At 66.8% G+C, this 12051-nt stretch carries 10 protein-coding genes; 5 read left to right on the top strand and 5 right to left on the bottom strand.

Annotated elements, in window-relative coordinates; genetic code table 11:
- Nucleotides 1-47: 47 nt before the first annotated feature.
- From LG3211_RS03485 to LG3211_RS03465, 5 genes are all read left to right on the top strand, one after another.
- A complete protein-coding gene (locus LG3211_RS03485; RefSeq protein ID WP_083512844.1) occupies nt 48-1124 on the top strand; it encodes a serine hydrolase domain-containing protein in 1077 nt (358 codons plus the stop codon).
- Between the two features lie 138 nt (nt 1125-1262).
- The gene (locus LG3211_RS03480) at nt 1263-1868 is read left to right on the top strand and encodes a mechanosensitive ion channel domain-containing protein (protein WP_083512285.1); all 606 of its coding nucleotides are present in this window, start codon (nt 1263-1265) and stop codon (nt 1866-1868) included.
- Between the two features lie 243 nt (nt 1869-2111).
- Nucleotides 2112-3995 carry an MFS transporter gene (locus LG3211_RS03475; RefSeq protein WP_057941607.1) on the top strand — a complete coding sequence of 628 codons (1884 nt, stop codon included), beginning with the start codon at nt 2112-2114 and terminating at the stop codon, nt 3993-3995.
- A 97-nt stretch (nt 3996-4092) separates the two neighbouring features.
- A complete protein-coding gene (locus LG3211_RS03470) occupies nt 4093-4428 on the top strand; it encodes a CD225/dispanin family protein (RefSeq protein WP_057941606.1) in 336 nt (111 codons plus the stop codon).
- Nucleotides 4429-4455: 27 nt separating this feature from the next.
- Nucleotides 4456-4881, top strand: a complete 426-nt coding sequence (locus LG3211_RS03465; RefSeq protein WP_057941605.1) for a DUF2752 domain-containing protein — start codon at nt 4456-4458, stop codon at nt 4879-4881.
- A 54-nt stretch (nt 4882-4935) separates the two neighbouring features.
- Here LG3211_RS03465 and LG3211_RS03460 read toward each other — a convergent pair whose 3' ends face one another.
- From LG3211_RS03460 to nudC, 5 genes are all read right to left on the bottom strand, one after another.
- Nucleotides 4936-7800 carry a TonB-dependent receptor gene (locus tag LG3211_RS03460; protein WP_057941604.1) on the bottom strand — a complete coding sequence of 955 codons (2865 nt, stop codon included), beginning with the start codon at nt 7798-7800 and terminating at the stop codon, nt 4936-4938.
- Between the two features lie 94 nt (nt 7801-7894).
- Nucleotides 7895-8902, bottom strand: coding sequence for a FecR family protein (locus LG3211_RS03455; RefSeq protein WP_083512284.1), 1008 nt, complete (start codon nt 8900-8902; stop codon nt 7895-7897).
- Entirely contained in the window at nt 8899-9639 is a 741-nt protein-coding gene (locus tag LG3211_RS03450) for an RNA polymerase sigma factor (protein WP_328230373.1), read from the bottom strand. Before LG3211_RS03450 ends, LG3211_RS03455 begins: the two co-directional genes overlap by 4 nt.
- 413 nt (nt 9640-10052) lie before the next feature.
- The gene (locus tag LG3211_RS03445; RefSeq protein ID WP_057941602.1) at nt 10053-10973 is read right to left on the bottom strand and encodes a regulatory signaling modulator protein AmpE; all 921 of its coding nucleotides are present in this window, start codon (nt 10971-10973) and stop codon (nt 10053-10055) included.
- 181 nt (nt 10974-11154) lie between these two features.
- Nucleotides 11155-12051 (bottom strand): NAD(+) diphosphatase, encoded by an 897-nt coding sequence (gene nudC, locus LG3211_RS03440; RefSeq protein ID WP_057945246.1) that lies wholly within the window; start codon nt 12049-12051, stop codon nt 11155-11157.

Here is a 12051-nt window from a genome sequence, read left to right as displayed (position 1 = left end):
GGAACCTCATGTTGTCCGCAAAGCACCATGTCACCACGATCATCGCCATCGCGCTGTTTTCGCTACCCCGCCTCGCTCTCGCCGCGAGCGGCCTGGACGAGGCGAACGAACAAGCCCGGCGATTGATCCAGCAAACGATGAAGGAGCTGCGCATACCCGGTCTGCAGATCGCCGTGATCAAGGACGATCGCGTGGTGCTGTCGCAAAGCTATGGCTTGGCCAACGTCGAAAATCGCAAGCCGGTCGCCCAAGCCACTTTGTTTCCCATCAATTCGGCGACCAAGTCGTTTACCGGCGTGGCCATGATGCAGTTGGTCGAAGCCGGACAGGTGGAGCTGGATGCGCCCATCTCCCGCTACCTGGACGACTTGCCGCAGGCCTGGACAGGCATCCGCGTGCGTCAGCTGCTGGCGCACACCTCGGGGCTGCCCGACATCGTCGATGAAAACGGACTGGTGGGCGGCGGCTCGGAAGCGCAGGCATGGAAAGCGGTGAAGCAGCGCCCGATGGAGGCGGCCATCGGCGAGCGGTTCGCCTATAACCAGGCCAACTACGCCTTGCTGGCGCAGATCATCGCCAAGCAAACGAAGATGCCGTACGAGCGCTTTCTCGCCCAGCGCCAGTTCGCCGTGGCGGGCATGCGTTCGTCCACCTTCGGCGACAGCTACGACCTCCTCGCCGATGCGGCCACGATGTACAGCTACTTCCCGCGGAAAACCGATGCGCAAGGCGGCGCCGAACGCTTGTCGCACTGGTTCTACGACATGCCTCGCGGGCTTTGGGCCGGCGGCGGCATCCAGACCACGGCCGATGAAGTGGCCGGTTGGCTGATCGCGCTGTCGAAGGGTCGGCTGATCGGCGCGGCCCATGTTCGCGGCATGTGGACGCCGGAAAAACTCAACAGCGGCGCCGACGGCAGCTGGGCCGCCGGATGGCCGGTGCTGCAAAGCTCGCCGCATCGGCAGGTGGCCGGTATCGGCGGCGCGCGCGCCGCGTTCGTGGTCTATCCCGACGATGGGCTGGCGATCGTCGTGTTGACCAATCTGGTCGGTGCGAATCCGGAGCGCTTCATTCCCAAGATCGCCGCGCTCTATCAGCCGCTGCAAGGCGAGCGCCCGCACTGAGCCCGGCTGCGACCGCGGATCCGGTCCGCAGGCGCGCACGGCTCCGGCGCCGAACTGCCGCCCTCTCAGGCACGGCGCCCTAACTCCCGCCTTCTTACACTGTCGGACCCTGTCCGCAGCCATGAGGCGACCCACACCATGTCCCCCACCATCGCCCAAGCCGCCTACATCGCCGCGAAACTGGGCGAAGCGCTGGCGATCCTTGTCGCGGCGTGGCTGCTGACCACCCTGCTCCGGCATCTGCTGCGCCGGCTGTGCACGCGCTACGAGCTGGCGCCGGCGTTCGCCATCGGCGTGCGCCGGGTGCTGAGCACGGTGATCTACATCAGCGCGCTGTTGCTGTTCCTCAATCGGATGGGGATCTCCGGTTCGGTGGTGTGGACGACCTTGACCGGGTTCGTCGCGGTGGGCGCGGTGGCGTTCTTCGCGGCGTGGAGCGTGTTGTCGAATATTTTCTGCGCGCTGTTGATTCTGACGACGCGGCCGTTCCGGCTGTACGACTACATCGAGGTGCTGGAAGGCGGCGACAAGCCGGGGCTGCGCGGGCGGGTGGTGGACATCAACTTCATCTTCACCACCTTGCAGGAGAGCCACGCCAACGGCGACGACACGGTGCTGCAGGTGCCCAACAGCCAGTTCTTCCAGCGCAGTACGCGGCGGTGGCGGCAGGAGCCGGAGTGGAGCCGGATCGCGCATGCCAAGGCGGCGGAGGGGGCGGATTGGCGGGATGCGGCGGCTCGGTGAGGGGGGAGCAAAGAGCGAATCCCCCCTCCCCCCTTTTTCAAAGGGGGGAACAGCAAAGGCAGGAACGTGGGGGGTGTGGACGGCGGCAGGCGGGTCTAGGCGCACGTAATGCCGAGGCTACTTTTGCGCTACCCGCCCGAAGCCGCTACACCCCGCCATTCCGGGTTTGCTAGGCTCCCCACGCGAATCCTTCGCGCGAGCCGCACATCGATGTGCGGACCAGATCCGACAAAGCAGGACGGCATGGCGCACAACCAGTTCGCGTTGCTCACCCAACGGCGGTTCCTGCCGTTCTTCCTGACCCAGGCCTTCGGCGCCTTCAACGACAACGTCTACCGGCAGGCCATCATCGGGCTGCTGTTCTACCTGGGCGTGGACGACGCGCAGCGCACGCTCTACACCAACCTCGCGCCGGCCTTGTTCATCCTGCCGTATTTCCTGTTCTCGGCCACCGCCGGGCAGATCGCGGAGAAGCTGGAAAAGCACAAGCTGATCCGGATCACGACCTCGATGGAAATCGCGATCATGAGCCTGGCCGCGGTCGGGTTCCTGACCCAGAGCATGACGATCCTGCTGATCGCGCTGTTCTGCACCGGCCTGCAATCGACCCTGTTCGGGCCGGTCAAGTATTCGATCCTGCCCTCGGTGCTCAAGCCGGAGGAGCTCACCGGCGGCAACGGCCTGGTCGAGATGGGCACTTCCATCGCGATCCTCACCGGCATGATCTTCGGCGGCCTGATCTTCACCCTCGCCGGCACGCACGGGCCGGTGGTCGCGGCCACCGCGATCATCGCGTTGGCGGTGACCGGCAACCTCGTCAGCCGCCTGATTCCGCGCGCCGACGCCGGCGAGCCGGACCTGAAGATTCAGTGGAACCCGATTCCCGAGTCGGTGAAGATCATGCGCATGACCCGTCGCCAGCCGGCGGTGCGCAACTCGGTGCTGGGCGTGTCGTGGTTCTGGTTCGTCGGCACGGTGCTGACTTCGCAGTTGCCGGGCTATGCGCTGACCAATCTCGGCGGCGACCCCACCTTGTACATCTTCGCGTTGGCGCTGTTCTCCATCGGCACCGGCGTGGGCTCGATGCTGTGCGAGCGGCTGTCGGCGCGCACGGTCGAAATCGGCCTGGTGCCGCTGGGCGCGTTCGGCATCAGCGCTTTCATGATCGACCTGTATTTCGCCCGCACCGGCGCTGCGACCGCGACCGGCCTGAACGTCTCCGCCTTCGTCCACAGCGCGGGCTCGTGGCGGATCATGATCGACCTGATCGGCATCGGCGTGTTCGCGGGTTTCTTCGTGGTGCCGCTGTTCGCGCTGATCCAGAACCGCTCGCCGAAGAACGAGCTGTCGCGCGTGATCGCCGGCATGAACATCCAGAACGCGGCCTTCATCGTGCTGGCGGCGGTGCTGGGCGTGGTCGTGCAGCGTTTCTTCCACTGGACCATTCCGCAGGTGTTCCTGGCGCTGGCGATCGCCAATGCGATCGTGGCGATCTACATCTTCACCCTCGTGCCCGAATTCCTGATGCGCTTCCTCAGCTGGGTGCTGGTGCGGGCCTTGTACCGGTTGCGCGTGTCGGGCACCGAGCGCATTCCCGACGAGGGCGCGGGGCTGATCGTTTGCAACCACGTCAGCTACATGGACGCGTTGATCCTCAGTGCGAGCATCCCGCGGCCGGTGCGCTTCGTGATGTATTACAAGATCTTCAACATCCCGGTGATGAGCTGGATCTTCCGCACCGCCAAGGCGATTCCGATCGCCGGGGCGAAGGAAGATCCCGAGGTGATGCGGCGCGCGTTCGAGGAAATCGAAGCCGCGCTCGCCGACGGCCAGCTGGTCGGTATCTTCCCCGAGGGCGCGCTGACCAAGAACGGCGAGATCGCGCCGTTCAAGTCGGGCGTGGAACGGGTGCTGGAGAAGAATCCGGTGCCGGTGATCCCGATGGCGCTGCGCGGCATGTGGTCCAGCATGTGGAGCAAGCGCGATTCGCGCATGGCGCGCATGCGCGTGCCGCGGCGGTTCCGCGCCCAGGTCGAGGTGATCGCGCAGGCGCCGTGCGACGGCGCCGAGGCCACCGCGCAGTCGCTGGAGGCGCAGGTGCGCGCGTTGCGCGGCGATCGGGCCTGATCGCTTCCACGCGCGGCGTGCCGCCGAGGCGGAGCGCTGCTAGGATGCCCGCGAGCGGACGCCGTCGGCGTCCGGCCATTGCCCTGGGAAGGACACCATGAATCAGCCCGTCGTCACTGCCGCCTCGCCGTATCCGAACTACCTGCCGTGGTCGATCACCCTGACCGTGCTGGGCGCGTGTTTCTGCTGCCTGATCGGCGCCGCGCCGGGCATCGTCGCGCTGGTGTTCGGCAATCAGGTCAACAGCAAGTACGCCGCCGGCGACGAAGACGGCGCCCGGCGCGCGTCGGAGACCGCGAAGATCTGGTGCTGGGTCGGCACCGGGCTGGTCGCGCTGGGCCTGATCTGGACGATCCTGTCGTTCTTCATCAACGGCATGTCGATGATGTCCGACGAGTTCCTGCAGGAACTGCAGAAGGCGCAGTCGCGCTGAGGCGCGCCGCCCGGCGAACAGATCGATATGGACCGCAGCGCCCGCCAGCGCCATCTCACCCTCGCTGTCGCCGCGACCGCGGCCACTGCGGCGGCCGCGGCCGGGGTGTGGGTGCTGCGGCATGTCGATCCCAACGCCGCCGGCAGCCCGCTGCCGGGCTGCATGTTCTATCACTTCACCGGCCTGTATTGCCCCGGTTGCGGCATGACCCGCGCGCTGCACGCGCTGGCGCACGGCGATCTGGCGCAGATGATGGCGATGAATCCGCTGCTGGGCCTGTTGATCCCGGCGCTGCCGCTGCTGGTGTTGCAGGGGCTGGGCTATCGCCTGCCGCTGCCGCGGCGTGCGCTGGCGATCCTGGGCAACGGCAAGGCCTGGCTGGGATTGCTGGCCGCGTTCTGGGTGCTGCGCAATCTGCCGTGGCCGCCGTTTTCGTGGCTCGCGCCGGGTTGACGGCGCGGCAAGTTCCGAGCCGCCGCTACGCGGCCCGACGATCTACCCGATGACTTAAAAGCGGTACGCCGCGCTGATCAGGTAATAGCGTCCGACCGGATCGTCATCGACGATGCTGTAGCCGCCGAGGTTGTAATCGTAGTTGACCGGCCGGAGATCGTTGAGGTTGCTGATGTTCAAACCGATCAGCCATTTGTCGAAGCCGCCGTAGGCCAGATCCAATCCGAGCAGGGTCGCGCTGGGTGTGCGGCAGCGCGCGGGGATGTCGTCGATGACGGGGCAGGCCACGCCCGGCCGCGTCACTATGACTTTGGCATGGCCCATGTAGCGCAGGTTGAGCGTGGCGATCCAGTCGCGATAGGTCCAGCGCACGCTGCCCAACACGGTGCGATTGGGCGTGCCGTAACCGGCGTAATCCAGTTCTTGTTCGGCCTGATGCGGACGGCGCAGCAGGCGATCCATGTAGTGGCCGTTGAGACGAAACGCAAAATTACCCCAGTCCTGGGTCTGGCGGCGGTATTCGGTATCGATTTCCCAACCGCGCACTTCGGTGCTGCCGATGTTGTCCAGATAGGTTTCGACGGTGGTCAGATTGCCTTCTTCGTCGCGCACCAAGGCCTCGGGAAACAGGTCCGGGCGGCCGGTGGCGTTGATCGCGAGAATTTCATTCCTGCGGCGGATGCGGTAACGGTTGAGCGTGGCGGTGAAGCTTTCGCTCGGCGTCCAGATCAAGCCCAGGCTGCGGCTGGTGGAGGTTTCCGGGCGCAGATCGGGATTGATGGTGGCGCGTTGTTCGACCACGCACGCGATCTCGTAGTCGTACAGGCATGGACGGGTGCTGGCGTCGGCCCTTACCGCGGCCAGCGTATCGACCAACAAGGGCCGACGCAGTTCGGCCAAGGTCGGCGCACGGTAGCCTTCGCCAAAGGAGCCGCGCAGGATCAGCGACTTCCACGGCTGCCAGCGCACACCGAACATCGGCGAGACCTGATTGCCGTAACCGCTGTTGCGATCGACGCGCCAGGCGACGTCGGCCCACAGCTTGTCGTGCAGCGGCACGTTGACCTCGGCATAAACCGCGGAGGTGTTGCGGCTGGCGTTGCGGTCGTCGAGTTGTTGCGCCAACGCGATGTCGCCCTGCTTGAACGAGTTATCGGGCCGGTTGCGCAGATGCTCGTGGCGCGCTTCGAAGCCGGCGGCGATCTGCACGTCGCCGGCCGGCAACGTGAACAACGGCCCCTCGATGCTGCCGGATAACGTATCGAGCACCACTTCGCCACCCAGCGTCGTCTGCGGCGACAGATCGGCGAGCACTTCCGGCGAGTTCTCGTCGGTTTTGTTGAAGTGATAGCTTTTGGTGGTGATCGCGGTTTCCGCCGCAGGCAGATTGATCAGTCCGTCGATGCGGTTGACTACTTTGTTGCTGCGCCGCGAGAAGCTCACGTCCCATTCCCACTTGCCGCGGTAGCCCTTGATGCCGGCGGTGTAGTCGCGCGTGCTGGTCACCGTGCGGTTGCGCACCGGACCGACATCGGAAAACCAATAGTTCAAATCCAGATTCGGATTGGGTTTATACGCATCTGGATGATCATCCGGCAGGTTCACCCCTGCGAAGAACGGGGCGTTCTGCATTTCCAGACCCACCCGGGTCGCGCGCACGTCGGCGTAGAACTCGGTGTCCTCGCCGATGGGCTGGCGCCAATACGCATACAGCGCATTGCTGGTGATGCCCGGTTGCAGGCTGACGTATTGCGGAACATCCAGACTGCAACGATCCTTGACCTGATCCCCCGGCGGGCCATCGAGCGAATCGCAGCCTTCGATGGGAGCCACTACTTCGTAGGGATCGCGATAACCGAAACCCGAGCGGAAGCGACGATCTGCCAGGCCATTCCTGCTCTGATCGAGCGTGCTCCACTTGCGTTGGCTGCCGATCAGCGGATTGCGGGTGAAGTGGTCGATGCTGACGAACACGCTGCCGCCGCCGGGCGTTTGCTCGCCGAAGCTGGCGTACTCGCGCTGCTGCTCGGCGTCGCCGCGCTGGGACACGCCGAAGCTGCCGCCGACTTCGGCGCCGCGGTAGTCCTTCTTGAGGATGATGTTGACCACGCCGGCCATCGCGTCGGCGCCGTAGATGGCCGAGGCGCCGCCATGCGCGATCTCGATGTGATCGACCATGCTCAGCGGAATGCCGTTGAGATCGGTCAGCGCGCCCATGTCGGTGGACACCAGGCCGTAGTTGGCCATGCGCCGGCCGTCGACCAGGAACAAGGTCGCGCGCGGCCCCAGCGAATACAGGCTGGCCGAGGCCGCCGCCGCCGACGGCACCTGGCTGGCGCCGCCTTCGGTGGCGACATTGCGCGGGTGGTGGCCGGTCATGCCCGGGGTCAGCCGCAGCAGGTCGAACAGGGTCTGGTGGCCGCTGGCGCGGATCTGTTCGTTGGTGATCAGGGTCAGCGGCAGCGAGCTTTCGAAAGCGGCACGCCCGATACGTGTTCCTGTCACATGGACTGTGTCTAATTCCGTCGTAGTCGGTGCCTTGGGCAATGCCTGGGGCTTCTGAACGAACGGCTGCGGCACCAGCTTGGGCCGCGGACGCGGCGCCGGCTGCAGCAAGTAGACATTGGCTTTTACGGCCACCGCGGTGAGGCCGGTGCCGTCCAGCAACTGGGCCAGGCCCTCGCGGATGCCGGGCCGGCCCTTCAGGCCCGCGCTGCGCCGCCGCGCCACCAGGGCCGGAGCGTAGATCAGCTGCAAACGGTTACGGGACGCGAATGCGTTCAGCGCGTCGTCCAACGCGCCGGGAGGGATGTTGTAGCCATCGGCTGGAATATCGCCTTGGGGGGCCTGCAAAGCCCCGGCAACAGGCGAGAACGTCAGCGCGACGGAAACGATGAACGCATACGCAATCTTGGCCATCCACCAACCGCATCGATCATGCTACAGCTGAACCGGTACGCCCCCTGTCTGTAGGCGCGGTTCAACCATAGCATCGCTACGGCGTACAGGGGACTCAACCGGACTTGCGATGCAATACGATTTCGTCGTCGGCGCGCTGTTCGGACTGCAATGACCAGCCCTGCTCCAGGGCCTCCAGCAACGCGGCCTGGTCGCCGATATGGAACACCCCGCTGACGGTGATCTTGCCCAGGGCCGGATCGGCCAGGCGCAGCTTGGTCGCCGAGTAGCGGTTCATCTCGATGAGCAACGCGTCCAGGCGCCGGTTCTTGAAGACCAGATCGCCGGTCGGCCAGGCCTGCGCGGCGTTGAGGTCCAGCGGTTCGGGCGGGCTCATGCGGCCGCTGTGGTCGTAGCTGAGCTGCTGACCGGGCTTGAGCGTGCTGTCGGCCTGGGCGACGCCGTTGGAGACGATCACCTCGCCCTCCAGCAAACCGACATTGACCGTGCTGTCGGTCTTGATGACCTGGAAGGTGGTGCCGATGTCGCGGATCAGGCCGTTGCCGGCCTTGACCGAGAACGGGCGCGCGGCGTCGGCGGCGACCTGGAACTGCACGCGGCCGCGATCGACCTCGACCTCGCGGCGCTCATCGCTGAAGCGCGCGACGATGACCGAGTCGGTGTCGAGCATCACCTGGGTGCCGTCGGCCAGACGCAGCGAACGCTGCTCGCCGACCGCGGTGAGGTAGCGATCGTCGCTTGCCGGCGCCGGCGTGCGCAGCCAGTTGACGCCTACCGCGGTCGCGACCAGCAGGGAAGCGGCCATCGCCGCCGGCATCCACCAGCGCGAGCGAGCGCTTTCGCGACCGGTCGCGCGCCAGGCGATGCGCGCGGCGGCCTGCAGCATTTCGTCGCTGGCCAGTTGCGCCGCGGCCTGATGCGCGCGCTCGGCGGCGACGTAGGCGGTAACGTGCTCGGGCGCGGCGTCGAGCCAGCGATCGAACTCGGCGCGATCTTGCGCGGTGCACTCGGGCGAATCCAGCCGCGCCACCCACGCTTCCGCGCGGCCGTCTGCGGGATCGGCTGTCGGGGTCGTCGTCGATGTGGGCAGTGTAGTAGTCATGGTTCTTGCAAGCTCTCGTAGCCGCTTTCCTTCATGCGCACGCGCAACAGCGCGAGCGCCCGGCCTATATTCTTCTCCACCGCCTTTACAGAAATACCGCAGTGTCGTGCGATCTGCGTGTAACTCATTCCGTTGATGCGGTTGAGCAGGTAAATCTGCCGGCTGCGCATCGGCAATTGCATGATCGCCGCGCGCACCAGCGCCAGTTCCTGCTCGGTCGCCACGCGCTGATCGTGGCTGGGCTCTTGCGACGGCAGCGCGTGGTAATCCTCATCCAGACTCACGTGCTCGGGCGCATGCCGGGTTTTCTGCCGCCGGCCGCGATCGTTGAGCGCGTTGATCGCGATGCGGTACATCAGGATCTTCAACGCGTCGGCCGGCTGGTCGCGATAACGCAGCATCCGCATCATCGTTTCCTGCGCGATGTCCTGCGCGTCCTCGTGCGAGGCGGCGGACTTGCGCAAGAACGCGATCAACGGCTCGCGGTGATCGCGCAGGAAGCCGACGAAGTGATCGTCTTCCTGCCGCGTCGTCGCGGGCTGATTCGCCGCCGATGAATCCTGGCCCACGTCCACCTTCATCCATGCCCTGGTTACCTGCTTCGATACTAGCCCAGCCGCAACGGGCGGGTGAACGAAGCTCAGGTCGCCTTGCGCAGCAGCGCCGGGCGCAAAACCCGTGGGGCCGGGATCGGCCTGACTCAGACCGACCAGAAGCTGGGACGTGAAGCGATTCACCAATCCGAATCCTCCGCTAGCGTGATGAAGCGCGCATCCGATGAGTGATGCTTACTCCGCACACGAGGCCCGGTCTTGATCGCCGGGCTCTCGTGCGCGGGTAAAGCGTCGCCTCATCGCCGTCGCGCCGTCTGGCTGCTGCCGCGATCGCGCTGACCAACGCGCGAATCAGGTTCCGTGAAAGCCGCTGCGCAAGAGTGTGTCCAGCCCCCTCGGCAGGACCGTCGTCCGCACCGGGGTGGCCGGCGGCGAACGACAATGCGGCACGCGGTTTACGCGAAACCTGTACGTCTAAACGCAGTCCAGACGAGCCCCCCCTACCCCGGCCGTGCGCTTGCGTTCGGTTTCCGCTCAGGCGGTCGCATTCCGGGGATGCGCGGTATCTCAGCGGCGCAGGGCCGCCGCGCGAGGGGTCAGGCGACGAAACCGGCGATCACGAACAAGGCCAGCACCGCCAGCCAGACCAGCAGGCTGCGCCAGACCAGGCTCATCGCGTCGCGCAGTTCGGGCACTTCGCCGGTGGTCATCAGCGCCACGGCCTGCGCAGGAGCGGCGACGCCGGATTCGTCCACGTAGTCGGCCGCTTCTTCGGCCAACTCGCATTTGACGCTGGCGCGGGCGACCGCGCCGAGGAAACGGTTGTCCAGGCTGAAACGCGCGCCGCCGGCTTCGCGCCAGGCGCCGAGCACGGTGTCGAAATTGCCGACCAGGGCCAGCGCCAGGGTCAGCAGCTGCGCCACCGGCCAGTCCAGCAGCGCCAGCAACGTGCGCGCGCCGCCCAGGGTGTCGCCGGACAATTGCTTGGACGCCTCGCCCTCGGCGGCCAGCGCGACCAGCCGATAGCCCAATGCGCCGACCGGGCCGAGCAGCAAAAACCAGAACAGCACGCCAAACCAGCGCCGCAGCGCGCTGCGGAACACCGCCTCGACCAGCGAGCCGCCGTCGAGCAAGGGCGTGGCGCCCTCCGGCCAGAGGCGGGCGGCGGCTTCGCGGCGCGAGACGCCGTCGCGCGCCGACGCCAGCGCTTCCACGTCCAGATCCAGATCGCGCGGGCCCCAGGCGTAGAACAGGATGAAGATGCCGAACACCAGGCCGCCGAGCCCGATCAGGGGTTCATCGAGCGCCAACTGGAACAGGCCCACCGCCAGCAGCGGCGGCAACAGCGCGATCACCAGGCCCCAGCGTCCGCGCCAGAAGCTGCCCTCGGGAAAGCGGCTGTCGATCCAGCGCAGCCAGTCGCCGTACCAGCCGTAATGACGCACCGACGCGGCCAGGGACTGCGCGAGATGGCCGAGCACGAGTGCGACGACGGCGGCGATCAGCGTGACGGACATCGGGGCGACGCTCCTGGCGAGGCGAAGAAAAACATGAACTGGCCGGATTCTAGCGCGACCGCGTGCAGGCGCGGTCGCGAGCCTTCGAGGTCTCTGCAGGAGAGGCTTGCGAGGGAGCGATTCGATACTCAGCAGAATGGAGCGCTCGCAACCGAAGCGACCGCGCACGCCCTTGCGTGGTTCAACGCCCCGCGCGCGCCTGCGCGGCCACGCGCCAGTGTTCGATCAGCCAGCGCGAGATGGAAATGCTCGGCGACAGCAGCGGGCCGTCGTCGTCGCCCGGCTCGCCCGTGGCGGCGCGTTCGCCGCGCGCGGAAGCGGCGTGGATTTCGTCCAGGGTGAACCAGCGCGCTTCTTCGAGCTCATCGCCGGTCTTGGGTTCGTCGGGCTCGGCTTCGGCGGCGAAGCCCAGCATCAACGCGCTCGGGAACGGCCACGGCTGCGAGCCCAGATAGCGGCAACTGCGCACGCGCACGCCGGTTTCCTCCAGCACTTCGCGCGCGACCGTCTGCTCCAGCGATTCGCCGGGTTCGACGAAACCGGCGATCACCGAATAACGCCGCGCCGGCCAGCCGGCCTGGCGGCCGAGCAGCAGGCGTTCGCCGTCGCTGACCGCGACGATCACCGCAGGATCGGTGCGCGGGTAATGTTCGGTGCCGCACTGCCCGCAACGCCCCTGCCAACCGGCGCGCGCGGAGGCGACTTCGCCGCCGCACACGCCGCAATGGCGATGGCGGCTGCGCCAATGCTGCAGCGCGCGCGCCTGGGCGAACACGCTGGCCTGCAGCAACGGCCAGTGCCCGGCCGCGCTGCGCAGATCGACCCGGCGCGGCGCGTCGAAGGCGACCAGCTCGGCGTCGATGGAGAACCAGGCCTGCCCGTCCGCGGCCAGGCCGAGAAACACCGCCGCGCCCACGCCGCCGGGACCGTCGCTGAGTTCGCGGCCGAGCGGCGCGCGCAGGCTGCCGTCGTCGTCGGCCAGCGCGTTGCCGGAGTTGTCGAGCACGATCACCCGCGCCCGCGGCCACAGTTCGGACAGAGCTTCAGGTTGATCGCGAAGATGATCGGCGCGATCCAG

It is taken from the genome of Lysobacter gummosus (genome assembly GCF_001442805.1).
In the GTDB taxonomy this organism is placed as follows: domain Bacteria; phylum Pseudomonadota; class Gammaproteobacteria; order Xanthomonadales; family Xanthomonadaceae; genus Lysobacter; species Lysobacter gummosus.
This window is presented reverse-complemented; position numbering and strand designations above follow the sequence as displayed.